This is a genomic window from Endozoicomonas sp. Z74 (assembly GCF_057680865.1).
Genome location: NZ_JBLYZI010000057.1, coordinates 1 through 23,176, shown reverse-complemented (window position 1 = coordinate 23,176; position 23,176 = coordinate 1). Strand labels below are relative to the sequence as shown.

Here is a 23,176-nt window from a genome sequence, read left to right as displayed (position 1 = left end):
ATGGACTCTTCTATTTATCAGGGAACGCTGATGCATCGTCGGCTTCGGCCAAAAAAACACCATTTTTCCTACCGGGTTGCCTCCTGGCTGCTGGACCTGGATGAGCTGCCTGAACTGGATAAGCGGTTATCCCTGTTTTCAGTCAACCGCTTCAATCTGGTTTCATTCCACTACGGGGATTATGGGAACCAGTCAACAGCGCCCCTGCGCCAGCAAATTAAACAACTTCTGCAGGCCCAGGGGATTCCAGAACCTGACCACATCCGGCTGCTCTGCTATCCGAGAATTCTGGGGTACGCCTTCAACCCCCTGTCCGTTTATTTCTGTTATGAGAAGAGCAGTGATAACGAAAACCAAAAGACAGACCTGAAGCTAACTGCTGTCGTTTATGAAGTCAGCAACACCTTCAGGGAAAGGCACTCCTATATTATCGCCACAGACGTCGTCATTGCCGCAGACCCCGCAGTCAAAAACAGACCAGCACCGATTATTCGCCAGATGGCAGAAAAAAGGCTGCATGTATCGCCGTTTTTCCCAATGGGGTGTGTCTACCGTTTCAAGGTTATGCCTCCCGCAGAAACCATCAGCCTAGGCATTGGTCTTAACGACCGTGATGGCCGACTGTTTTCGGCAGTGTTCAAAGGCAGACGGCAGCCTGTCAATGACCAACTCATTCTGAAACTCATGGTGATGCTGCCTCTGCAAACCCTCAAGGTCATTGGCGCCATTCACTGGGAAGCCCTGCGCCTCTGGCTGAAAGGGCTGAAAATCTTCAGACACTCTCCCAGGGGTTACTTTTTCAGCTGGAGCAGGGGAACTTCTCTGAGCGCCAACACCCAAAGCGAAAGAAAAACGCACAACAATTTCAGTCAGGGAGCGTAATCCATGAACCCAGCCCAGGACGCCTCAATAACAGGCAGCCCAGTGATAAAGAAAACCAGAAAAACCATCAGCTGGCTGGAGAAAAGGCTGAAAAAAGTGGGTGTATCCCGCATCGAGCTGCATTTTGGGGAAATGGACAAGTTTAAAGTGGGCCGTCACCACCCTGACATCGCAGTCCCCACCCTTCGCATCAGCCATCCGGTCAAAGTATTGAAACAGAGTGGTAAAGGTCTGCTTGGCTGGGCAGAAGCCTATATGGCTAACGATTGGAGTACACCGGACCTTAATCAGATAATGAGCTGGGCAATGGCCAATGAAAAACCCCTTGAACAGGCCTTTGCTCAAAAGGGCGCTGTTGTGATGATTTATCGGCTGCTGCACTGGCTGAATCGCAACAACAAGCGGGGTAGCCGCCGCAATATTGCCGCCCACTATGACCTTGGCAATGACTTTTACCAGTTGTGGCTGGATTCAACCATGACCTATTCCAGCGCCCTGTTTAAAAACGACAATGACTCACTGGAGCAGGCACAGAACCATAAATACCAGACCATCATCGACTGGCTGGAACTAGAGGATCAGCACTCCATCCTGGAAATTGGCTGTGGCTGGGGGGGATTGGCCCGTGCACTGGGCGGCAGATACCAGAGCCAGTACCACGGCATTACTCTATCAAAAGAGCAGCAGAGCTATGCCCGGCAGCACTCCCGGTCCCCATCCCATGAATTCAGTCTGACCGACTATCGGGATATCTCCGGACAATACGACCGCATTGCTTCCATTGAGATGATCGAAGCCGTTGGCGAGCAGCACTGGCCTGTGTATTTTGAAAAAATCCACAACAGCCTGAAACCCGGGGGAACGGCTGTGATTCAGGCAATATTGATTGATGAACAGCGATTTGACCGCTATCGCAGGCGGGTGGACTTTATTCAACGCTATATATTTCCCGGGGGCATGCTGCCTTCCCCCCGCATGATCAGGGAACAGGCACAAAAAGCCGGTCTTCATATGGAAAAGACACTCTCTTTTGGCCAGGACTATGCCAGAACACTGGCGCTATGGACGGAGCAATTCCTGGATGCATGGCCTGCCATCAGCAGGCTGGGCTTTGATGAACGTTTCCGACGAATGTGGCACTTTTATCTGGCTTACTGCGAAGCCGGCTTTGCTCACAAGTCCATCGACGTCTGCATGATCAAGCTTCGCAAACCAGGATGACGCCCCCCTTCAAACCTGTCTCTGAATCACAAAAATCACCCAGCCAGGAAGCTCAAAGGAAAGGAAGCCTATGCCTTACAAAAGAAGCCCTGTAACCCAGAAAGGACTGCAGAAAAGAAACATCGGATTTGTACTTCTATTGACGTTTATAATGACATTAACAGGGTGCAGCAACATGAAACCGGAAGACTACACAAACAGCCAGCCAGCACTGAAAATTGAAGACTACTTTGCGGGACGGACCGAAGCCTGGGGCATGTTTCAGGACCGGTTTGGAAAGGTTCGTAACCGGTTCAAAGTGGTAATGAACGGCCAGGTAAAAGAAGGCGCACTGATACTGGATGAAGACTTCTTCTACGAAGACGGGAGCACGTCTAATCGTCTATGGACGATCCAGATCCTGGGAGATGGCCTTTATGAAGGTACCGCGGACGATGTGATCGGCCTCGCCAGGGGAAAAAGTGCGGGCAATGCCTTTAACTGGACCTACCAGATGGAGCTGCCCATTGGTGGAAAAAAGTGGAAGGTGTCCTTTGATGACTGGCTGTTTCTTCAGGAAGACGGCATCCTGCTGAACGTTGCGGAAGTGACTAAATGGGGGTTCACCCTTGGCAGGCTGACTTTCGCTTTCCGGAAGGGATCTCCCCAGCAGAACGCTCAGTGATTTAAAGCTTACAACCCTGCATGGATAACACTTTTTAATCCAGGAACGAACAAAGGCTGACACCACTATGCCCACAGCGTCGACAACCAATAACCCGATTAACAAAACAACCGTCGCCTGGATCACCGGCGCCAGTCAGGGTATTGGCAGAGCACTGGCACTGGCCATGGCAGAACAGGGAGTCACTGTCGCCGCCAGTGCCCGCAGCCAGGACAATCTCAACGCTCTGGTGGAAGACGCCCGGCAACTGCCGGGCACCGTTGTTGCTTACCCTCTGGACGTCACAGATCAGCAAGCAGTAAACCAGACTGTTGAGCGAATCATCCGTGAACTGGGGCAGATCGATCAGGCCATTCTCAACGCAGGAACCTTTATTCCCATGTCTGCCAGCCACTTCAGCGCCAGGGTCATTCATGAGCAAATGACGCTGAATGTCATGGGCGTCTGTTACTGCCTTGAACCACTGATCACTGCCATGCAGGCAAAAGGGAAGGGACTGATTGCCATCAATGCCTCTCTGGCAGGCTACCGGGGGCTTCCCAAATCCTCCGCCTACGGGGCCACCAAAGCAGCATTGATCAACATGGCCGAGTCCATGTACCTGGATCTTCGCTCCTCTGGCATAGACATCAAAATCATCAACCCCGGTTTTGTGAAAACCCCGCTGACCGATAAAAACCGCTTTTCAATGCCCTTTCTGATGGCAGTAGATGATGCAGCAAAGGCCATCCTTCGGGGACTCAGGTCAAACCGTTTTGAAATACGCTTTCCCGTCCTGTTTGCCGGTATCATTGGCTTGCTCCGTATCCTCCCCTATCGACTCTATTTCTGGTTGATCCGGCGTTTGTATTGATCCTGGGCAGGCTCCTGGCTGGACAGCTGCCTGTAAACCCCATAGACTCGAGCCGTTGGTTGGGGTGTTCAGCCTTTACTGGAAAGTGAAGTCAGCTGAACTGAGAAACACCCATAGAACCTGAACCAGATAATGCTGGCGTAGGAAACCAAAAGGTCACCGTTTTTGCAGTAAAAAGCTGCACCACAGCGGACTCAGTAAAAGAAACGACACCTGCTTGCCCCACGACAGGTGGCACTCTTCTTCACCCATGCTTTCCTGATGACCTGATGGGCATTTCCCGGCCAGAATCTATTTCTCGATAAGAGATGTACCGGATAAGAGATGTACCGTATGGAAAGCCCAGAACAAATGCCTGTTAAGACCACCCCCATCGCACTGACCATTGCCGGCTCCGACAGTGGCGGCGGCGCAGGTATCCAGGCTGACCTGAAGACCTTTTCCGCACTGGGCGTCTACGGATGCAGTGCCATAACGGCGCTGACCGCACAGAATACCCTGGGGGTTCAGGGTATTTTTGACGTTGAGCCTGAGTTTGTCCACCAGCAGCTGACCTCCGTTCTCAGCGACCTGAATGTGGGCGCAGCCAAGGTCGGCATGCTCAGTCAGCCTGAAGTCATTGACACCGTGGCCCGGGCAGTCAGTGAATACCACATTGAATCCCTGGTGGTTGACCCTGTTATGGTAGCCACCAGCGGCGATGTTCTGCTGCAGGAAGCGGCCATTGACCAGCTGCGTAACCGGCTGATTCCCAAAGCCGCCCTGATCACCCCCAACCTTCCGGAAGCGGCTGTGCTACTTGGCTGCCCAAGACCTGAATCCCTGGAAGCCATGATTGCCATGGTTGAGCCACTGCTGGCGCTGGGATCAAAAGCAGTACTGCTAAAAGGTGGGCACTTAACCTCAGGCGCCTCTTCCCAGAATGCAGCTGCTGGCAAAGCCATCGACCTGTTCCACGATGGCCAGACTCTGCATCAACTGGAATCCCCCTGGACAGAAACACGAAACACCCATGGTACCGGCTGTACCCTGTCATCAGCAGTCACTGCATTCCTGGCAAAAGGTGAATCATTGACCGATGCCGTCCATCAGGCCAAGGAGTACATTGCCCGGGCCATTGCCCATGCCGATGAACTGGAAATCAGCAAAAACCGGGGCGACGGCCATGGTCCTGTGCACCACTTCTGTCGGATCTGGTAAGGCTTTCCAAGTGTCCATAGCGCAATAAAACCCGTTTCAGGAGCGATAATTACCCCTTATGTTTGATGTTGTTGTCAGGGGTGCCAGCCTTCATTTTGGCAACCACTGTGTGTTTGAGGGCATTAATCTGACCCTGAAGGGGGGTCAGTGGACCTGTCTGCTCGGTGGCAGCGGTGTGGGTAAAACCAGCCTGCTGCGGCTGGTAGCCGGATTACCCGCCGGAGAGTCAGGGACGGCCCGGGGAACGGTCCACTGTCAGGATGGGTTTCCGGTCACCCAGAGAATCGCCTGGATGGCTCAGCAGGATCTGCTACTGCCCTGGTATTCGGTTCTGGAAAACATCACCCTGGGTCACCGCCTCCGATGCTCCTGGCTGAAAGCACTGAACCGAAAAAGCCGGATTCCACCGGATGCCCGGGATCAGGCCATGACCATTCTTGAACAAGTGGGACTGGCGGACAAAGCCGACTCACTTCCCCAGAACCTGTCCGGAGGTCAGCGACAAAGGGTCGCCCTGGCCAGAACATTGATGGAAAACCGGCCTCTGGTGCTGATGGATGAACCCTTTGGTGCCCTGGATGCCATCACCCGCCTCAACCTTCAGGATCTGGCCTGTGAACTGTTGCAGAACCGCACCGTGCTGCTGATCACCCACGATCCACTGGAAGCCTTAAGGCTTGGGCACCAGGTCTATCATCTGCAGGGACAGCCCGCACGTCTTACCGATGCCATTACCCCTCCCGGAAAGACGCCCCGCTCACTGGACGACAGAGAGCTTATGTCTCTGCAGGGGCAGCTGCTTGACCGGCTGCGACATGACACGCTGATTGCCAAGGAGGCGGGACAATGAACGACTCTTTGAAACCCCTGATTGTCTTCATCGGTCTGCTACTGCTCTGGCAGGGGCTGGTGGTGGCACTGGAAATGCCGTCGTATATTTTGCCCGGTCCCATCGAAGTGGTGAAAAGCATGATCGAGAATGCTGCCCTGCTCTGGGAAAACACCCTGGTGACTCTGGCAGAAATGTTAATGGGTCTGGTACTCGGTGTCCTTTTTGGCGTTCTTCTGGCCCTGCTGCTGGTCTACTTCGCCATTCTCCGCCCCTGGCTGCTACCGCCTCTGCTGATTACCCAGGCCATTCCCGTCTTTGCCCTGGCCCCCATTTTGATGCTCTGGTTTGGCTATGGTCTGGCCTCCAAAGTCGTCATGACCATACTGGTGATCTTTTTTCCCGTGGCCACCTGTTGCTACGACGGACTCCGGCATACCCATCAGGGCTGGCTGGATATGGCCCAGACCATGGGAGGAAAACGGTTTGCCATTCTGCGCCATATTCGCTGGCCCGCCGCCCTACCCGCTCTGGCTTCCGGTCTGCGGGTAGCCGTTGTTGTGGCCCCCATCGGCGCAGTTGTCGGGGAATGGGTGGGCTCCAGCGCCGGTCTTGGTTATATGATGATCCAGGCCAATGCCCGACTCTGGGTGGACCAGATGTTTGCCGCCCTGGCGGTTCTGGCCTTCTGTTCCGTCACTCTTTACTACCTTACGGACCGTGCCCTGCGCTGGCTGATTCCCTGGCAGCCTGAAACCTCCTGATGGCCATCGTTAAACACAAAAGACAAACGCCTTTATCTTCCATACGAGAATGAGAGGAGCCCTATCGATGAAACGCTTTCTGACCCTGCTGGTCGCAGTGGTTTTCTCACTGACAGCACATGCTGGTTCCAAAAGCCAGGCAGGTAATAAGCCATTGGCAAAGCCACAAACGCTGACCCTGATGCTGGAGTGGTTTGTCAATCCGGATCATGGCCCCATCATCATCGCCCAGGAAAAAGGGTACTTCAGGGATCAGGGATTGAACGTCAACATCCAGGAACCCGCTGACCCAAACCTTCCCCCCAAACTGGTGGCTGCCGGAGACGTGGATCTGGCGGTTTACTATCAACCCAGCCTGACCCATGGGGTGGCCAACGGACTGCCACTGGCCTGGGCGGGTACGCTGGTTGCCACCCCTCTGGATGGTGTGATTGTTCTGGATGAAAGCCCCATCCGGTCCCTGAAAGACCTGAAAGGCAAAACCATTGGCCTGAATATCGGCGGTATCGAAAATGCCCTGCTGGATACCCTGTTTGAGCCCTATGGTTTTGGCGCCAGGGATGTCAAGCTGGTGAACGTCGGCTGGAACCTTTCCTCATCGCTGATGAGCGGCAGAGTGGATGCCATCATGGGTGCCTATCGCAACTTTGAATTGAACCAACTGGCCATTGAAGGTCGTAAAGGGCGGATGTTCTATTACGAAGAAAACCGGATTCCTCCCTACGATGAGCTGATTTACATCGCTAATAAAAAGAGCGCTGACAAAGACGCCATTCGTCGCTTTCTAAGGGCCGTAGAACTGGGCGCCCAGTTTATTGTGAATAACCCGAAACAATCCTGGGAAATCTTCCGGGACTACAACCCGAAACAATTGGACAATGAATTGAACCACCGGGCCTGGTTTGACACCATCCCTCACTTCGCCCTGCGACCTGCCGCCAGGGATGTGGGACGTTACCAGCGTTTTGCAGACTACCTTGAAAACAGAGGGGAATTGAAATCCCACCTGAAGGCCAGCGATTTCATGCTGGAGTTATAAAAGACAGAACCTTCAGACTCTCAGGTACATTCGGTGGCGGTGCAACTCCGCCGCCACCAGAAAAAACAGGAATAACTGGACAAAAGAGTAGAGCAAAGATCCCCCCTGCAAACCCGCAACCGGTACAAACCAGCTTTCATAAATCCACTGGTACAGGGACACATCCGGCAAAGGAGAAGGCAGGTTATGCAGAGTTTTCTTCCAGAGGGCGTGCAGAACATAAACAACAATGGCATTCATTCCCAGAATCCGGAACGGACTCAACCAGGGAGAGCCACCCACCTTACCGCTCAGCAAAGCAAACAATACCAGGCCAATACCACCGGAGCACAACACAAAAGAACTGGTCCATAGCTGCTTATTGAAAGGGTCCCAGGGGCTGATCAACCATCCTGACACCAGCAGGATAACGCCAAAGCCCAGCGGATAGCGCCAGCTGTTTTCCGCAGACCGACAGCGAACAGCCAGGTAGCCAATCAGCACACTGCAGGTTGCAGACAATGTGCTCAGCCAGCCCTCAGGTTCAAAAACCTGCCAGCCGCCAAAATCCGGATAATAATCCCTGAACATATGGTCTGGCCCAAGCAGAAAAAGATCAATGTGCCGATGGAGGTTATCCACTGGCGTCATCGCCGACTGGGTCAGCCATGTTATCAAGGCATAACCGGCCAGAATCAATCCCGTGAGAAGCATAACGCTCCGGGTGCTGAACAAGTGAACCATCAGATAGGCCAGACCGTAACAAAGGGCAATTCTCTGCAGCACGCCCAGAACTCGAAACGTATCGGGAGAAAAACCGATAAAGGGAAAAGCATTCAAAAACCAGCCCAGCAACCATAGCAGCAAAACCCTTTTGATCACCCTTACCGGTGGTGGCAGGGATGCTTTGACGGCCAGAGACATGCCAGCGGCCAGGAGAAAAAAAGGAAACACCAGGTCCGCTACAGTCAAACCATTCCACTGGGCATGGCTCAGCCATTCATAGCGATACACCCTGCTGCCCGCCAGATTCACCAGAATCATGCCCGCGATGCTGATTCCCCTGAAGTCATCAAGAGCATCATCTCTGGCGAAAGGAATCCTGTTCATCTTGATACCTGACTGTGTGAACGCTCAGTTCGGTATTGTAGTCAGTTACACAGAAAACCCAGTTTAGTGGGCAGTGGAGATAAAACACATGGCCGATGGTGGTCAGTATTACCAGATAGAGCTGTAGGATAGTTTGCAGCTAACCCTGATGTGACGCTCTATATAAAGAGGGTGAAGAATGTCATAACTGACAGAAGCTTCACAATTTATTAACAGGCTCTCCGGGAACTCCGGCAGAAGATCAATCATTTGATTCAAATCACAAAAGCCCGGATAACAGCTCTTTAAAATCTTATTCATCTCACAGAGAAAATTAAGGAGAGCCAGGGCAATTAAAGAGGGCATGGTACCCTACTGCCATCTGGCTTTCCGCCCCAAACCACACCGAATAACACTACCTGATACGGTTATCTGCTGATATCGGCAGGGGGGGGACTTTTACACATAATGAACCTGACCGGATTCTGACAGGTGAGCAGCTCTGTTTGCACGACCAGGAAAGATAGTGAGAAACCGGCAGTACACATCCATGAAAGGTAGAGAATATTTCTAAAAAAACGGTATTAAAGAAATGATCCACTTAATTGAAAGAACCTGTTGACTCTCTTTTTGAAACACAGTTATAAGCTCGAAGGTGTCGCCCGGACTCTGCCAAAATAGAAGACGGATAGAAAAGAAGACGACACCATCTGTTTAAATCGATTTACCGGTTAACCCAAAGGAATATCAGCCATGTCGATTGCAGTATCCGCCAACATTCTGATTATGGTGGGGCTCATCGCTCTGCTTTATCGTTTTCAGAAACAATACATGCCCTTTACCCGCAGGGTCTTTATCGCTCTGGGCCTGGGGGTTGCCTTTGGGGCCTGTCTGCAGATGTTTTACGGAGCCTCTTCCGACACCGTATCTGAGTCCATCAGCTGGTTTAATGTCGTGGGCAATGGCTACGTAGGTCTGCTGAAAATGATCGTGGTGCCGCTGGTCATGGTTTCCGTTATATCGGCCATCCTGAAACTCAAGGGCGCTGGCGCCCTCGGCCGGATCAGTGGCTGGATTCTGGCACTGCTGATGGTAACCGTCTCCATAGCCGCAATTATCGGAATCATTTCCGCCCTGGGCTTCGGGCTCAGTGCCGAGTCCATCACCTCCGGTGCCCGGGAAGCTGCCCGGGGAGAACAACTGATTTCCAGAGCAGCTGGCCTCCAGGATCTCTCCATCCCCAGCATGCTGATCAGCCTGATTCCCTATAACCCCTTTATGGATATGACCGGTGCCCGCAGTACCTCCATCATCGGTGTAGTCATCTTCTCCGCCTTTATCGGGGTATCCGCCCTGGGATTGCACCGGAAACAGCCGGACATCGCCGCCCGCTTTGAAGGGGCCGTTGAGGTTGCCCACGCCCTGGTCATGAGAATGGTCACCCTGGTGCTGCGTTTGACCCCATTCGGTATCCTGGCCCTGATGACCAAGGTGGTAGCAGGCAGTAACTTTGCTGACATCCTGCAGCTGATCCAGTTTGTATTTGCCTCCTATGCCGCCCTGATTGCTGTCTTTGTTGTACACCTGATTATGGTGACCCTGGTGGGTGCCAGCCCCGTTCAATTCATCAGAAAAGTGCTGCCGGTACTGACCTTTGCCTTCACCTCCCGAAGCAGTGCAGGCACCATGCCCCTCACAATCCAGACCATGACCCAGCGCCTGGGTGTCTCTGAAGGCGTCGCCAACTTTGCCGCCTCCTTTGGCACCACTATTGGCCAGAATGGTTGTGCCGGGATCTACCCTGCCATGCTGGCAGTCATGATTGCCCCTACCGTTGGGGTTGATCCTACCAGCCTGAGCTTTATCGGCACTCTGGTGGTGACCATCGCCATCGGCTCCTTTGGTGTAGCCGGTGTCGGTGGTGGCGCAACCTTTGCGGCACTGATTGTGCTGTCTGCACTGGGTCTGCCGGTTGAGCTGGCCGGTCTGCTGATCTCCATTGAGCCCCTGATTGATATGGGCCGCACCGCAGTGAACGTCAGTGGCGCCATTGCCACCGGCTTTGTCGGTGGCCGGGCCATGGGAGAAGTGGATATGACCACTTTCAACAACAATGAGTCCTTTGAACTGGATATGGATACGGTTTCCTGAAGATGTCAGTTAACGATCAGAACAGCTCCCTCCAGGAGCCCCTGCAAATAGTCATTATTGGTGCTGAAGCCGCTGGCATGAGTGCCGCGGCCAAGGCGCGACGGGTGGCGAAAGATGCACGGATCACCGTTTTTGAACAGTCTGACGTCATCTCATTCGGTGCCTGTGGCCTCCCTTATTATGTGGGTGACTTTTTCTCCAACCCCGGAGAGATGTCAGAGTTCACCCCGGAACAGTTTGCGGCAAAAGGCATTAATGTCCAGATAAAGCATCGTGTTGAGTCCGTGGATCCTGCACAACAAGTCGTTCAGGTGAAAGACCTCTCGAACGGCAGAGTCTTTGAACAACCCTATGACCGGCTGATGATCGCCACCGGTGCCGAACCGGTTGTGCCTCCGGTTCCGGGGCTGAGGGAAGGCCTGAAAAACGGACGGGTATTCTGTGTAAAAACCATGCAGGATGGCATTCATCTGAAAGAAGCCGTCTGCAGCAATCAGGTGCAGGACGTGGTGATCATCGGCGCTGGCTATATCGGCCTGGAAATGGCCGAAGCCCTTGAGCGCCAGGGTAAACGGGTTCGTATCATCGAAAGCGCTAACGCTCCCCTGGCGGGGAGTTTTGACCAGGAAGTGGCTGAACTGGTGGTCAATGCCCTTGAACAGGCCGGAGTGGCCTGTCACTGGCAGGAGTCGCTGGTAGCGTTGAAGGAAGATGAAAACCACAGTCTGCAGCTCACCACCGATAAAGGAAATTATCGGGCTGACCTGGTGGTTCTTTGCACAGGCGTAAGGCCCAATACGGCATTTGTCGCTGACCTTGAGCTGGAAACAGCAGGTCTTGAAAGGCTGAAGAACGGTGCACTGGTCACAGACGACCAGTGTCGAACCAATATTCCAGGTATCTTTGCCGCAGGTGACTGCGCTACGGTACCCCATGCTCAACTTGAAAAACCGGTGTGGATTCCCCTGGCCACCTATGCCAACAAAATGGGAAGACTGGCCGGTGAAGTGATGGGAGGGCTGGACAAGCGCTTTCCTGGAGCCTACGGTGCCGCCTGCCTGAAAGTCATGGACCTGGAAGCGGGTCGGGTTGGGCTCAGCGAAAAGGAGGCCCTGGAACAGGGAGTGGATTATAAAACGGTGGTGATCCGGGATAAGGATCATACCAATTATTATCCTGGCCAGTCCGACATCCTGGTAAAACTGGTGTATGAACCTGGCAGCAAAAAACTGCTGGGAGGCCAGGTTGCCGGTGGACGGGGTGCAGTGCTCAGGGTGGACGCCCTGGCAGCAGCCCTCAAGGGGGGCCTCACCACCGAAGACCTCGGTATGATGGACTTCTGCTACGCTCCTCCTTTTGCCCGTACCTGGGACGCCCTTAATGTAGCGGGTAATGTAGCCCGATAAATAATTTCACCTGCCCGGCTCTCCTCCTGGAGAGCCATACCTTCCACATCGGACAGTTGCCTTTTTCTTCTGCTGGCAGCACAATCCGAAACCCACCCTTTCAGAACAGACCTTACCAAAATCTCTCAAAACCAATCGCTTGATTGATCTGAATCAATAGACGTTTCCTGCAACAAAAGACAGTATGCGGAAAAAATAACCAGAGGATAGCGATAGTGCCGAATGCAAACACCTCCTTTCAAAGATCCAGCCCCGGAGCCACCTATTGGCTATCCCTGTTCGCAGGCCCCCTTGTTCTTCTATTGACGCTCATCGTCCCTCCCCCTCAGGGAATGGAACTGCATGCCTGGTATATGGTGGGTGTCGCCACCATGATGGCCATCTGGTGGGTGTCTGAAGTCGTTCCTATTCCGGTCACATCCCTGCTCCCAATACTACTGGTGCCATTACTGGGAATCGCCAGCATCAAGCAGGTGACCGCCCCTTATGCCCATCCCACCATTTACCTGTTCTTTGGTGGCTTTATGCTGGGGATGGCCATGGAGCGCTGGAATCTGCATAAGCGCATTGCCCTGCATATTATGCTGAAAACCGGTGTCCGCCCGGACAGGCAGATTGCCGGCTTTATGATTGCCACCGCCTTTCTGAGCATGTGGGTATCCAATACTGCTACCAGCGTTATGATGCTGCCCATTGGTCTATCAGTGGCCTCCATGGTATCCGGTCCCAGCAAGGCACAGAACAACGCTTTTGCCAAGGCGCTTCTGCTGGCCATTGCCTATAGCGCCAGTATCGGTGGTCTGGCCACCTTGATCGGCACACCGCCCAATGCACTGTTAGCGGCCTTTCTTTCCGAAACCTATAACATGGAAGTGGGCTTTGCCCAGTGGATGCTGGTGGGCCTGCCCATCAGTTTGCTGATGCTGCTTGCCACCTGGATCTGGCTCACCCGTTTTGGCTTCAAACTTTCCAATGAGGAAAACCCGGAAGCCACCACCTTATTCAGACAGCAGTTAAGTGAACTGGGCCCCATGAGCCGTGGAGAACGCACGGTTGCCATTATTTTTGTGGTGACGGCACTGGCCTGGATTGCACGACCACTGCTGAAAGGTTTTATCCCGGGCCTGTCGGATACCATCATCGCCATCGCCGCTACGATCAGCCTGTTTATTATTCCGGTCAAGCAAGATGAACGGGTCTATGTGATGTCCTGGGAAAAAGCCCGGGAAATTCCCTGGGGTGTACTGATGCTGTTTGGTGGTGGCCTCACCCTGGCCGCCCAGATCAAAAGCACCGGACTGGCTACCTGGGTGGCAGAAGCCATGAGCATCGTCAATGGCATGCCAGTGTTGCTGGTGGTGGCTTTTGTGGTGACCGTCATCATCTTCCTGACGGAACTGACCAGTAATACCGCAACCGCCGCCGGCTTTCTGCCCCTGATGGGAGCACTGGGTGTGACTCTGGGTATTGATCCGGTCATGCTGGCCGCACCGGCAGCCCTGGCGGCCAGTTGTGCCTTTATGATGCCCGTGGCAACACCGCCCAATGCCATTGTGTTCGGCTCCGGCAAACTTGAAATCAGGGATATGATCAAGGCAGGCTTTGCCCTGAACATCGCAGGCATAGTGCTGGTGTCTCTGGTGGGCTACCTGCTGGTGGGCCTGTTCCTCACCTGATCCCCCAGGCTTTTCCTGGAAACAGCCCCGCTCATCCTTCCCAGGTGGGCGGGGCCATGTCTAAACAGAATATTTTCACCCCTTGTCTTTTCTCCTCCACACCGTGCATTGCGCAACACTGTGCTGGTATTTCCTGGCGGTTTCGCGAATCACAAACGGCACATCCATTGGGGGCTGCACTTCCTCAAACTGGTCCCCAAGGATTCGCTGAAGTCCAGTATAGGTGTCCACCACTTCACCATTTTCACGGATACCCCCAACCCACTTCTCTTTGGGGGTATATTCCTCCAGCCAGGTGTAGGGCGAGGTCAACACCAACAGCCCCCCAGGGCGCAACCGTTCATGAACGGTTCCCAGAAACTGTTCAGGATCGTGCAGCCGGTCAATCAGATTACCCGCAAAAATCAGATCATAATCCCGGTAGAGGTCTTTGAGGTTGCAGGCATCGCCCTGGGTAAAACGAATCCGGTTCACATCAATGTCACCCAGCCCCAGTTCCCTCAGATCCGCAATACAGTATTCACCCAGCTCACCTTCTGTAGGAACGAAATATCGAATCCGACTGCTGGCCTGCAGCTCCGATGCGGCGGAAATAAAGCGCGCCGAGAAATCAATGCCGTCCACATGACCAAACCAGCGGGCCAACTCAAAACTGGTTCTCCCTACGGAGCAGCCAAGATCCAGAGCCCGGGTTTGCGATTGACCATCCAGAAGTTCATAACAGATCCGGGCACAGGCCGCCGGATAATTGGGCACCTCAAAGAAGGTTTCGCCATAGTGAAAAGCCAGGTACTGGGCTACCAGCAGGTCGGTTTCATAAGGGTTGTCAGTGGTCATTTCTGTGCTCGTAGATTCCACATAGCGAAAACCGGCGTGTTGGAAGAAGTGCCGCCGGAAAGCATAACGGGAATCGCGGAGGGCGCAGTTGCCCGTAGAAATCCAGCTGCCCCCCTTGATCAGGTTATGCCGCCCGTCAAAGGTAGGGGTTGAAAAATCATCATAGCAGGGGTGAACCCGGAACCCGTCAAACCCATCAATGGCGGTGGAGGTCCATTGCCAGACATTGCCAATCACGTCATACAGCTCATCATTTGACTCACCATCTAACTCGCAAGAGCCAAACCGGTTTACCGGACAGGAAGACGCCCAGTACTCAAGGTTGATATTACCAGGAGCCTGTTGCCACCAGGGCTGATCCGTTTCAATCCGATCCCGGAGACAGTACCATTCCGCTTCACTGGGCAGCTGGATCTGTTTCCCGGTGACTTCGCTTTTCCACTGACAGAATGCCTGGGCTTCATGGCAATTGACGTCCACCGGCCAGTCCCACGGCATAGCCATCTCCTGTAGCATGGTGCGATAGCGGTACGCATTGTCATCCGGTACCCAGAACTCCGGATGGCGGGCTCTGGTGAACGTTGCCCATGCCCATCCTTCATCGGACCACCAGCGCTCCTGATCATAGCCACCTGCGTCTATAAACTGTTTGAACTCGCCATTACTGACCAGGTACTGGCTGGCGCGAAAATCCTGGACCTCTACTTCAAACTGGCCGTATTCATTATCCCAGCCATAAAGTGGATCATCGAAGTCTTTACCGAGGCGAACAATACGACCAGGGACATCCAGCAAACGGTTATCGGGAGCCTTGTCACTGTCAGCGCATACTGGCCAGGAGGGGTGGGACTTTACATACGACAGTGGTAGCTGCCGAATCAATACGGAAGACGTTTCCAGATGGATTCGTTCATGCTCTATCCCCATAAGAATAATCCAGGCCGGACTCTCCCAGGTGACAGGCATTTCCATGGGCATTTGCCCGATAAAGGTAGAAACCCTTTCTCGGACCTGCTTTCGATACGCCCTCATCTGCTCCACAGATGGCCAATGGTAATGACTGTCATCCAGGTCATCCCAGGACATTTCATCGACACCAATGGCCACAATGGATTCAATCCGGGAGTCCACTCTTTCATCAATCAGCTTGGCCGTCACCAGCTTGTTAATAAAAAACGCAGCGGTATGGCCAAAATAAAAAATCAGGGGGTGTCTCAGAGGAATCGCTTTCTCAAACCAGGCGGCGTCACAGGTCAGTGTTTCAAACAGCTGCTCATAATGATCATAGGTTTGATGAAAATACTGGAGCAGCTCCTGACGCTTATTTTCAGGGTCGCCCTGATTCAGGAGCAGTGTTCTGGTTCTATTGTCTGACAGGGCTTCCGGCGAAGGATGGCCTTCAAGATGACTTCTGGACGAACTGCTACAGGGCTGTTCAAGCACGTCATGCACTCCTGGGTGTATGGATGAGCTGAAGTTTTCCTATACGTCACGGAAACCATTTGGATCTTTCCAAGGTCGGTTATTTGAGCCAAAGAATCAAGGGACTTTCAGTGGTCGGCCAGCAGAAAGGGAAGCTGATGCAGGTTGTGGATAACCTCCCAGGGCTGATGTTCTTTCGGCACAGGACAGAGATCAGGATTAAACCAGATGCTCCGGATACCAACGCCATTGGCTCCGGCTACGTCCGATGTCAGGGAATCCCCTACATGCACGGTTTCTTCTGCAGAAACACCGGCTGTAGCCATGGCTTTCAGAAACAGGTCCGGTTCTGGTTTGGCACTGTTCAGGTCTTCTGAGCGGAGGGATACTTTAAAGTACCGACCAATAGACAATCGGCGTACATCAAGGTTGCCATTGGTTAACGATCCGAGGATATAGTGTTGGGACAGCGCCTCCAGTACTGACATCACTTCTGGAAAATACTCCACCTCATGACGACACTCCATAAACACAACCATGGTCTGATCGGCAATGGAGACCGCCTTTTCCATGGAGCACCCCGCCCGGACTAACCCCAGAACCAGGGCATAATGACGCATTTCAGTGATTTGATGGCTCAGCTCAGGGCGCTGCCTGCAGACATCCCTTCTCAGCTGCATCAGGCTCTCCCGGGTAAAACAGTCAAAGAAAGCAGGCCATAATGCCTCAAGACAGGCCAGTGACTCCTGTTCTGCCCGGGCAATCACCGGGCCGTTGTTCCAGAGGGTGTCATCCAGGTCAAAGGTCACCAGTTTGAGGGTCATGGGCGGATTTTTCAGACTGTGAAAACACGACGGTTATCTTATCAACTCAAACAGCAAATGGCTCCTATTCTTTCTTTTTCCTGAGCTTTAACAAAGCCTCCGCGGCATCTTTCATATCTTTATCAAACGGTGCCTTTTTTTTGAAATCCAGTAATACAGCGGCAGAGTGAGCCTGGTCCTGAGCCTCCATCAAAGCCTCTACCGAATCGCTATGGTTTCTTAACGCAACGATCCCTTCAGCGGCTGACATCGGTTTATCAACCGCATTCGAAACCAAGTTTTCATGAAGCAGCCACTCAAGACTTGACAGCTCATCATATGGATCGCTAATTCCATTATCAATGCCAGCTTCCAGCGGTTCACAAGGAACCTCTTCTGCTTGGGAATCTATTATGACGTTACTGCTATCATTTGAACAGTTGTCATAAAGCACAGTGTTTAGCGACTCATTTCCAGAAGACTCAATTTCAGAAGACTCCATTTCAGAAGAGGGGGTTACACTTCTATCTTCTCCTTGCAGCTCATGGGAAAGTTCAACATCTAAATAACAATAATTATGTTCACAAAAAACAGTTAACGTACTTTCATTAATAGAATGAGTCAAAACTGAACTGCCTGTACTATAGGTGTGATCACCAACAAGCCCAGTAGGAGAATCTTCTTGACTGGCTGCCACTGAACTCCCCAATAGAGATTCACCATTACTGCCATTAACCTCAACCACAGGAAAAACCACCAGGTTATTTTCAAACTGCTGATCAGGATGCCGGGTATCTGATCTGAAAAGTGCTGACTGCATTGCCAGTGTTAAATGATGATCCGGAGCTAACAGATAAGGTCGTTCAACCTTTGGATTCCACTGTTGATACACCCAAGCTTCAGCTCTTTTCACGTTCTCAGCCTCCAGCCATGCATGGGTAATAGCCCGCTTGCCCTGCAAAATATCCACAGGCTGAATCCGCCCATTATGAAACTGATAGCTGCTCCCGGGGTTCAGCCGATGGGACGTTTTAATCTGCACCCTCTTTTCACCCTCACCCAAAAAATGGCATTCAATAATGAAATCGTTATCACTACCCGCTCCTTCATTTCCCCCAGAGCAATCCCCTTCTCCCATCACAATTAAATCAGAGGGATCAACCACAAACTCAAATCTCAAAACCAGGGACTCCAGAGGCTCAGAACTGTCTTCTGGCCAGACCAGGGTAATTTCGTTCTGATTCTGTATAACCAGCCCTTTTGCCTGTTCAAATAAAGGCAACCACATCCTGTGCCTGGATGCTTCATTTGCATCTCTGAAATCAGCCTGAACAAAACCGCCAAACAAGGAAAAAACCAGGCAAATTATTTTTGCCTTAAAAAGTATTCTGCTTCCCTGTTTTTTTGGGGTGAGGAGGGCACAAACGATTTTTCTCTCGCTACGGGCATTTGTTGTCATAAATAATGAAAAACCAATTAAACGTCCAGTCAGTTTTTCAAAGCTAGCATAAAACCAAAAAGCTGCCCCTCAGTCTTTCTTTTTTCCCCTGCCCGCTCTGGGGTGAGCTTTATCATAAACATCCGCCAGATGCTGAAAATCCAGGTGGGTATAAATCTGGGTTGTAGAGATATCACTGTGCCCCAACAGCTCCTGAACGGAGCGAAGATCCTGGCTCGACTCCAGAATATGACTGGCAAAGGAGTGTCGCAACATATGGGGGTGGACGCCCATAGGCATACCGGCTTCCCGGGCAAACTGCCGGACACGGCTTTGAATCTGGCGGTGGCTGATGCGGTTCCCCTGCTTTGACAGAAACAGAGCGTTGCCACTTCCGCTTTTGACAAAACCGCCTCTCAGCCCCAGCCAGCGGTGAACCGCTGCCTGAGCCTTGCGGCCAACAGGAACGATTCGTTCTTTGGAACGTTTCCCGATGACCCGCACCTGAGAACCACCCTCTTCAAAGCTGTCCAGATCCAGAGAGGCCAGTTCCGCCAGTCTTAACCCGGAGGAATAGAACAGTTCCAGTATGGCAAGGTCACGGCACTTCAACGGATCGCTTTCCGCCTGACCATGAAGATCATCCAGAAGGCTGCCCACCTGATCCGCATCCAAAGTCACCGGTAATGGTTTACCGGCTTTGGGGGCCGTCAGCAGCTGAGCCGGATTGTGATCCAGCATTCCGCGGTCAAGCAAATAGCCATAGAAACGTCGCAGGGAGGAGAGCAGCCGCTGCAGACTTCGACTGGAAAGCCCTTCCTGATGCCAGAGGGCCAGCCACTGCCGTAACTGTTTTTCCGTAATCCCAGACCATTCGCTTAAGCCACAGGCCCGGGCCCGGTCCATGGTTTTAACCAGGTCCCGGCGATAGGCACTGAGGGTATGAACCGAGTGTTGCTTTTCGTGGCGGAGGAAATCAAGAAATTGATTCAGCAGTGATTCCATTTACGATTGGGCCATATGCCTGGCCAGCACCCGACTGAGCACGTCGCCCAAATAACTGATAAACATCGTGCCCATGCTGGCCTTGAAACGGTTTTTATCTTTGCTCCCCAATGCCAGCACTCCCAATTGCCTGGGTTCACTGAGGGCATAGTTCAACGGGGCAATGGCCACAGACCCCACCTGGGCGGACTGCTCCTGGAACAGGAAGTTTCGTTCGTCATCGGTAATCTGGCCACAGATGGCTTTTCCTGTGGTGACAATTTTCCCCAGTTCCGCCACCACCACATCCACATGCTCAATGCGGACCGGGAGGTTCATGGGCATTTCACTGAACAGAATCAGGGAGTGAAATTCAATGCCGAACTCATGGTCCAGGCTGTCACGAATCACCTCTACCAGCTGTTCAAGGTCTTTGCTTTCCAGCAGTGCCAGCACCAGAAGCCGCATCCGTTCAAACAGTTTTTCGTTGTCCCGGGCATTCTCTCCCAGCCGGGCAAGCTGCTGGCGGTAATCCACATTTCGCTCCCTTAGCAACGACACCTGACGCTCAACCAGGGAGATGGCATCCCCCCGCTGATGAGGCAGGGTCAGCTCCAGCAGGAGTTCATCACGGCCCACAAAGAAGTCCGGGTTCTCCTTCAGATACTCTGCCACGTGAGTAGCATCGAATTCTGCCTCCCTGGCAGGAGAAGCCTTTAACGTAGAGGACTTGGCCTTGTGGTCGGTCATAGGCGTGTATATCCTTCAAAAACCCGAGTGGCTGAACCTGTCATCATAACCGCACTGCCCTCTCCAGGCCAATGGATCGTCAGGCTTCCTCCGGGCAGGTGCACATTGACCTTATCGTCCAGCAACCCCCGAAGACGGCCCGCCACCACCGCCGCACAGGCACCGGTGCCACAGGCCAGGGTTTCCCCCACCCCCCGCTCGTAGACCCGGAGTTTGATTTCCCCGGAGTTCACTACCTCCATGAATCCGGCGTTGCATTTTCTGGGAAAGTCCGGATGAGACTCAATCAGTGGCCCCAGGGTTTCAACCGGTGCTTCCTGAACATCATCCACCACCTGGATACAATGAGGGTTCCCCATGGACACCGCCGAAACTTCCAGCTCTTGATCAATAGCAACCCCCTTAACCAGGCCTTTCACTGACAGAGGATAAGTTATCCCGCGGCCACTGGCCTGGAAGGGGATCTGGTCAGGCTCCAGCCTGGGAACCCCCATATCCACAACCACCTCGCCATTGGACTGAATCGTCAGTTCGATATTGCCCCCGGCGGTCTGCACATGGATCCGGTCGCGTCCGATCAGTTTTTTATCCCGGACAAACCGGGCAAAACATCGGGCACCATTGCCACATTGCTCCACTTCGCTGCCATCGGCATTGAAAATACGGTATCGAAAGTCCATATCCGGGTGGGTAGGCGGTTCCACCGCCAGCAACTGGTCAAAACCAACGCCAAAGCGTCGATCCGCCAGTCGGCGAATTTTTTCCGGAGGCAGGCGCACGTTCTGGGACACTCTGTCCACCACCATAAAGTCATTACCCAGGCCGTGCATTTTGGTGAAATGTAGCAACATATCGTTCAACACTGTTTCAGAATTCTGTGGATCCGCTGTTTTCTGTCATGCAATCATTCAGCGGGTAACCGGCTTTCCGATGCATACTGCTCTTCAATGGTTTCTCTACGACGAACACAGTGCGCCTGGTTGCCATCCACCATCACTTCGGCCGCCCGGCAGCGGGCGTTATAGCTGGAGCTCATGACAAACCCGTAAGCTCCGGCGGAGCGAACCGCCAGAAGATCCCCTTCCCGGATCGCCAGAGCCCTCTCTTTCCCCAGGAAGTCACCGGTTTCACAAATCGGTCCGACGATATCATAAACATCGTCGTACACGTCACTGTCTTCGCCAGCCGGTTCCTGCCGGGTATTCTCAATGCTGTGCCAGGCACTGTAGATGGAAGGTCGCAACAGATCGTTCATGGCCCCATCGACAATGGCAAAGTTTTTGTAGCCGGTCTTTTTGATCAATTCAACCCGGGTTAACAGTATCCCGGCCTGGCCTGCAATGGAACGACCCGGTTCCACCACCAGGACCAGATGACCATTACCTGATGCTCGCATTCGCTCCTTCACCTCATCCAGATAATCCGAAGGCGAAGGGACGGTTTCATCTTTATATTGAATACCCAGCCCTCCCCCAATATCCAGATGCTTGAGGGCAATGCCCTTCTCTTTTAACTCATTCACCAGCAACAATAACCGGTCCAGGGCATCCAGAAAGGGTTCCCGGGTGGTCAGCTGAGAACCGATATGGCAATCCACCCCAACCACTTCAATGTGGCTCAGCTCACTGGCACGGGCATACACCGCCGGTGCCCGCTGGATATCAATGCCAAATTTATTGTCCCTGAGACCTGTGGAGATGTAAGGATGGGTCTGGGCATCCACATCGGGATTCACCCGCAGGGAGATGGCTGCCACTTTATCCAGCTCACAGGCCTGGGCCTGAATACGCTCCAGCTCCTGCTCAGACTCCACATTAAAGCAGTGAACCCCCACTTCCAGGGCACGACGGATTTCATGATTCTGCTTCCCCACCCCGGAGAACACCACTTTGGCAGGGTCTCCCCCTGCGGCCAGAACCCGTTCCAGCTCACCGATGGAGACAATATCAAAGCCCGAGCCCAGACGTGCAAGCACATTCAATACCGCCAGATTACCGTTGGCTTTAACCGCATAGCATACCAGATGCGGCCACTGGCCCAGAGCCCGCTGGTAAGCACTATACCCCGCTTCCAATCCTGCACGGGAATAGACGTAAAGAGGTGTGCCAAAACGGTCGGCCAGTTCACGGACAGGAACCTTCTCCGCATGCAGCTCTTTTCCAGTGGCATCACTCTTTTTATCAAGCGGTTGAAAGTCAGACGGTTCAAAGGAAAACCACGGTGTAAGACTGCTGTTCCCGGTGTTCATTCAGTGAAACTCTCGCTGTTTATTATTCAGATTGTTCTGGCTTTTGAGCCTTAGTCAGGGCTGGACGGAATGACTGAAAGCCGTCTGCTGTTTCGGCTGATAGAGATCGCCCTTCTGACCGCACCCCGTCAGCAACCCCGCTATCAAGAGCGTTGAAAATACCAGAGCGGCTGTTTTCCTGGCCGTGATGATGCGCATAACCGCGTCCTTACCATGGGTCATTGATGGATAAGGGGACAGTATAACTGGCTAACCGGTCTTTTCTCTACAAGCTTATCTACCGACATCTTCTCTACTAAAGACGCGCCGATAAGGCTAGAATTCCGGGCAATACACTGAATACATGAACCCCATGAACGAAAGCACCCTGACTGAAAAACAATACAGCGAACATCTGGATGAACTGATGCTGGCCATTGAAGACGCCATTGATGAGGCAGGGCTGGATATTGATTATGAAACCTCGGCGGGGATTCTTACCCTGACCTGTGAGGACAGCACCACCAGTGGTAGTGGCAATGCCGCTGAAAGCAAAGTAATCCTCAGCCGACAGACACCGCTGCTGCAACTCTGGCTGGCCGCCCGCAACGGTGGTTTTCATTTTGATTTTCACCCGGACCGCCAGGAGTGGGTGCTGGACAGCGACTCTAATGGTTTTAGTCAGGGAGAAAGCTTTATAAAGGTATTGAACCGGTGTCTTTCTGAACAGACCGGGGAGTCTGTTGAGCTGGTGTTGTAACCCTCACCCCGAGCCTCTCCCAAGGGGCTGTCTCTTAGTCACATCTCCACACCTCTTGTCATTCGGTAGGTGTGGAGGCGGTCTTGTAGTTTTGCCCAGCCTTTCCATACGACCAGCCATCCAGGTATGCCTGTACGTTTTGAATCACACCAGCCACCCACTTTTGCAATGGTGTGGAGAAACCAAGTCAATGTAGGTACTT

General features: G+C 52.9%; 21 protein-coding genes and 1 riboswitch. Of the genes, 12 read left to right on the top strand and 9 right to left on the bottom strand.

The genetic code is table 11. The features are described 5' to 3' along the window. The 8 genes from ACNRUY_RS16215 to ACNRUY_RS16180 all read left to right on the top strand — a co-directional run bounded on the left by ACNRUY_RS16215 (nucleotide 1) and on the right by ACNRUY_RS16180 (nucleotide 7,452). Nucleotides 1-882, top strand: a complete 882-nt coding sequence (locus ACNRUY_RS16215) for a DUF1365 domain-containing protein (RefSeq protein ID WP_488112696.1) — start codon at nucleotides 1-3, stop codon at nucleotides 880-882. Nucleotides 883-885: 3 nt separating this feature from the next. Beyond that, the gene (locus tag ACNRUY_RS16210) at nucleotides 886-2,103 is read left to right on the top strand and encodes a class I SAM-dependent methyltransferase (RefSeq protein WP_488112695.1); all 1,218 of its coding nucleotides are present in this window, start codon (nucleotides 886-888) and stop codon (nucleotides 2,101-2,103) included. 70 nt (nucleotides 2,104-2,173) lie between these two features. After that, the gene (locus ACNRUY_RS16205; protein ID WP_488112694.1) at nucleotides 2,174-2,767 is read left to right on the top strand and encodes a DUF3833 domain-containing protein; all 594 of its coding nucleotides are present in this window, start codon (nucleotides 2,174-2,176) and stop codon (nucleotides 2,765-2,767) included. 67 nt (nucleotides 2,768-2,834) lie between these two features. Continuing rightward, nucleotides 2,835-3,620 carry an SDR family NAD(P)-dependent oxidoreductase gene (locus tag ACNRUY_RS16200; protein ID WP_488112693.1) on the top strand — a complete coding sequence of 262 codons (786 nt, stop codon included), beginning with the start codon at nucleotides 2,835-2,837 and terminating at the stop codon, nucleotides 3,618-3,620. A gap of 50 nt (nucleotides 3,621-3,670) precedes the next feature. After that, nucleotides 3,671-3,784, top strand: a riboswitch (TPP riboswitch). A gap of 187 nt (nucleotides 3,785-3,971) precedes the next feature. Then, nucleotides 3,972-4,820: a bifunctional hydroxymethylpyrimidine kinase/phosphomethylpyrimidine kinase gene (thiD, locus tag ACNRUY_RS16195; RefSeq protein WP_488112692.1), complete on the top strand. Its 849-nt coding sequence runs from the start codon at nucleotides 3,972-3,974 to the stop codon at nucleotides 4,818-4,820. 58 nt (nucleotides 4,821-4,878) lie between these two features. Then, a complete protein-coding gene (locus ACNRUY_RS16190) occupies nucleotides 4,879-5,670 on the top strand; it encodes an ABC transporter ATP-binding protein (RefSeq protein WP_488112691.1) in 792 nt (263 codons plus the stop codon). Beyond that, nucleotides 5,667-6,413 carry an ABC transporter permease gene (locus ACNRUY_RS16185; protein ID WP_488112690.1) on the top strand — a complete coding sequence of 249 codons (747 nt, stop codon included), beginning with the start codon at nucleotides 5,667-5,669 and terminating at the stop codon, nucleotides 6,411-6,413. The genes ACNRUY_RS16190 and ACNRUY_RS16185 overlap by 4 nt, the downstream gene beginning before the upstream one ends. A gap of 67 nt (nucleotides 6,414-6,480) precedes the next feature. Beyond that, nucleotides 6,481-7,452 (top strand): ABC transporter substrate-binding protein, encoded by a 972-nt coding sequence (locus ACNRUY_RS16180; protein ID WP_488112689.1) that lies wholly within the window; start codon nucleotides 6,481-6,483, stop codon nucleotides 7,450-7,452. Nucleotides 7,453-7,464: 12 nt separating this feature from the next. Here ACNRUY_RS16180 and ACNRUY_RS16175 read toward each other — a convergent pair whose 3' ends face one another. Continuing rightward, nucleotides 7,465-8,541, bottom strand: a complete 1,077-nt coding sequence (locus tag ACNRUY_RS16175) for an acyltransferase family protein (RefSeq protein ID WP_488112688.1) — start codon at nucleotides 8,539-8,541, stop codon at nucleotides 7,465-7,467. Nucleotides 8,542-9,273: 732 nt separating this feature from the next. On the opposite strand from ACNRUY_RS16175, the gene ACNRUY_RS16170 reads away from it, so the two are divergent. The 3 genes from ACNRUY_RS16170 (at nucleotide 9,274) to ACNRUY_RS16160 (ending at nucleotide 13,753) form a co-directional block, all read left to right on the top strand. Further along, complete coding sequence (locus ACNRUY_RS16170; RefSeq protein WP_488112687.1) at nucleotides 9,274-10,671, top strand: L-cystine transporter; 1,398 nt, start codon at nucleotides 9,274-9,276, stop codon at nucleotides 10,669-10,671. Nucleotides 10,672-10,673: 2 nt separating this feature from the next. Beyond that, the gene (locus tag ACNRUY_RS16165) at nucleotides 10,674-12,077 is read left to right on the top strand and encodes a CoA-disulfide reductase (protein WP_488112686.1); all 1,404 of its coding nucleotides are present in this window, start codon (nucleotides 10,674-10,676) and stop codon (nucleotides 12,075-12,077) included. 215 nt (nucleotides 12,078-12,292) lie between these two features. Then, nucleotides 12,293-13,753 (top strand): SLC13 family permease, encoded by a 1,461-nt coding sequence (locus tag ACNRUY_RS16160; RefSeq protein WP_488112685.1) that lies wholly within the window; start codon nucleotides 12,293-12,295, stop codon nucleotides 13,751-13,753. A gap of 75 nt (nucleotides 13,754-13,828) precedes the next feature. Here ACNRUY_RS16160 and ovoA read toward each other — a convergent pair whose 3' ends face one another. The 8 genes from ovoA to lptM all read right to left on the bottom strand — a co-directional run bounded on the left by ovoA (nucleotide 13,829) and on the right by lptM (nucleotide 22,433). Then, a complete protein-coding gene (gene ovoA / locus ACNRUY_RS16155) occupies nucleotides 13,829-16,033 on the bottom strand; it encodes a 5-histidylcysteine sulfoxide synthase (RefSeq protein WP_488112684.1) in 2,205 nt (734 codons plus the stop codon). 107 nt (nucleotides 16,034-16,140) lie between these two features. Next, nucleotides 16,141-16,836 (bottom strand): HAD-IA family hydrolase, encoded by a 696-nt coding sequence (locus tag ACNRUY_RS16150; protein WP_488112683.1) that lies wholly within the window; start codon nucleotides 16,834-16,836, stop codon nucleotides 16,141-16,143. A gap of 64 nt (nucleotides 16,837-16,900) precedes the next feature. Next, nucleotides 16,901-18,274 (bottom strand): hypothetical protein, encoded by a 1,374-nt coding sequence (locus ACNRUY_RS16145; protein ID WP_488112682.1) that lies wholly within the window; start codon nucleotides 18,272-18,274, stop codon nucleotides 16,901-16,903. Between the two features lie 69 nt (nucleotides 18,275-18,343). Then, nucleotides 18,344-19,258 carry a tyrosine recombinase XerC gene (gene xerC / locus ACNRUY_RS16140; RefSeq protein WP_488112681.1) on the bottom strand — a complete coding sequence of 305 codons (915 nt, stop codon included), beginning with the start codon at nucleotides 19,256-19,258 and terminating at the stop codon, nucleotides 18,344-18,346. Next, on the bottom strand, nucleotides 19,259-19,987 hold the full coding sequence (locus ACNRUY_RS16135) for a DUF484 family protein (protein WP_488112680.1): 729 nt from the start codon (nucleotides 19,985-19,987) through the stop codon (nucleotides 19,259-19,261). Continuing rightward, nucleotides 19,984-20,838 carry a diaminopimelate epimerase gene (dapF, locus tag ACNRUY_RS16130; RefSeq protein ID WP_488112679.1) on the bottom strand — a complete coding sequence of 285 codons (855 nt, stop codon included), beginning with the start codon at nucleotides 20,836-20,838 and terminating at the stop codon, nucleotides 19,984-19,986. The genes ACNRUY_RS16135 and dapF overlap by 4 nt, the downstream gene beginning before the upstream one ends. Nucleotides 20,839-20,891: 53 nt before the next feature. Beyond that, nucleotides 20,892-22,235, bottom strand: coding sequence for a diaminopimelate decarboxylase (gene lysA / locus ACNRUY_RS16125; RefSeq protein ID WP_488112678.1), 1,344 nt, complete (start codon nucleotides 22,233-22,235; stop codon nucleotides 20,892-20,894). A gap of 54 nt (nucleotides 22,236-22,289) precedes the next feature. After that, nucleotides 22,290-22,433 carry an LPS translocon maturation chaperone LptM gene (gene lptM, locus ACNRUY_RS16120; RefSeq protein ID WP_488112677.1) on the bottom strand — a complete coding sequence of 48 codons (144 nt, stop codon included), beginning with the start codon at nucleotides 22,431-22,433 and terminating at the stop codon, nucleotides 22,290-22,292. 154 nt (nucleotides 22,434-22,587) lie between these two features. Between lptM and cyaY the strand changes: the two genes are divergently transcribed. Then, nucleotides 22,588-22,974 carry an iron donor protein CyaY gene (gene cyaY / locus ACNRUY_RS16115; protein ID WP_488112676.1) on the top strand — a complete coding sequence of 129 codons (387 nt, stop codon included), beginning with the start codon at nucleotides 22,588-22,590 and terminating at the stop codon, nucleotides 22,972-22,974. Nucleotides 22,975-23,176 lie beyond the last annotated feature (202 nt).

What these genes read in the sequence shown, in the direction of transcription:
- ACNRUY_RS16145 (WP_488112682.1), bottom strand. Translation starts at nt 18,274, where the DNA reads ATGACAACAAATGCCCGTAGCGAGAGAAAAATCGTTTGTGCCCTCCTC.
- ACNRUY_RS16175 (WP_488112688.1), bottom strand. Translation starts at nt 8,541, where the DNA reads ATGAACAGGATTCCTTTCGCCAGAGATGATGCTCTTGATGACTTCAGG.
- lptM (WP_488112677.1), bottom strand. Translation starts at nt 22,433, where the DNA reads ATGCGCATCATCACGGCCAGGAAAACAGCCGCTCTGGTATTTTCAACG.
- ACNRUY_RS16135 (WP_488112680.1), bottom strand. Translation starts at nt 19,987, where the DNA reads ATGACCGACCACAAGGCCAAGTCCTCTACGTTAAAGGCTTCTCCTGCC.
- ACNRUY_RS16200 (WP_488112693.1), top strand. Translation starts at nt 2,835, where the DNA reads ATGCCCACAGCGTCGACAACCAATAACCCGATTAACAAAACAACCGTC.
- ACNRUY_RS16190 (WP_488112691.1), top strand. Translation starts at nt 4,879, where the DNA reads ATGTTTGATGTTGTTGTCAGGGGTGCCAGCCTTCATTTTGGCAACCAC.
- thiD (WP_488112692.1), top strand. Translation starts at nt 3,972, where the DNA reads ATGCCTGTTAAGACCACCCCCATCGCACTGACCATTGCCGGCTCCGAC.
- xerC (WP_488112681.1), bottom strand. Translation starts at nt 19,258, where the DNA reads ATGGAATCACTGCTGAATCAATTTCTTGATTTCCTCCGCCACGAAAAG.
- cyaY (WP_488112676.1), top strand. Translation starts at nt 22,588, where the DNA reads ATGAACGAAAGCACCCTGACTGAAAAACAATACAGCGAACATCTGGAT.
- ACNRUY_RS16180 (WP_488112689.1), top strand. Translation starts at nt 6,481, where the DNA reads ATGAAACGCTTTCTGACCCTGCTGGTCGCAGTGGTTTTCTCACTGACA.
- lysA (WP_488112678.1), bottom strand. Translation starts at nt 22,235, where the DNA reads ATGAACACCGGGAACAGCAGTCTTACACCGTGGTTTTCCTTTGAACCG.
- ACNRUY_RS16205 (WP_488112694.1), top strand. Translation starts at nt 2,174, where the DNA reads ATGCCTTACAAAAGAAGCCCTGTAACCCAGAAAGGACTGCAGAAAAGA.
- ACNRUY_RS16210 (WP_488112695.1), top strand. Translation starts at nt 886, where the DNA reads ATGAACCCAGCCCAGGACGCCTCAATAACAGGCAGCCCAGTGATAAAG.
- ACNRUY_RS16165 (WP_488112686.1), top strand. Translation starts at nt 10,674, where the DNA reads ATGTCAGTTAACGATCAGAACAGCTCCCTCCAGGAGCCCCTGCAAATA.
- ACNRUY_RS16215 (WP_488112696.1), top strand. Translation starts at nt 1, where the DNA reads ATGGACTCTTCTATTTATCAGGGAACGCTGATGCATCGTCGGCTTCGG.
- ACNRUY_RS16150 (WP_488112683.1), bottom strand. Translation starts at nt 16,836, where the DNA reads ATGACCCTCAAACTGGTGACCTTTGACCTGGATGACACCCTCTGGAAC.
- ACNRUY_RS16170 (WP_488112687.1), top strand. Translation starts at nt 9,274, where the DNA reads ATGTCGATTGCAGTATCCGCCAACATTCTGATTATGGTGGGGCTCATC.
- dapF (WP_488112679.1), bottom strand. Translation starts at nt 20,838, where the DNA reads ATGTTGCTACATTTCACCAAAATGCACGGCCTGGGTAATGACTTTATG.
- ACNRUY_RS16185 (WP_488112690.1), top strand. Translation starts at nt 5,667, where the DNA reads ATGAACGACTCTTTGAAACCCCTGATTGTCTTCATCGGTCTGCTACTG.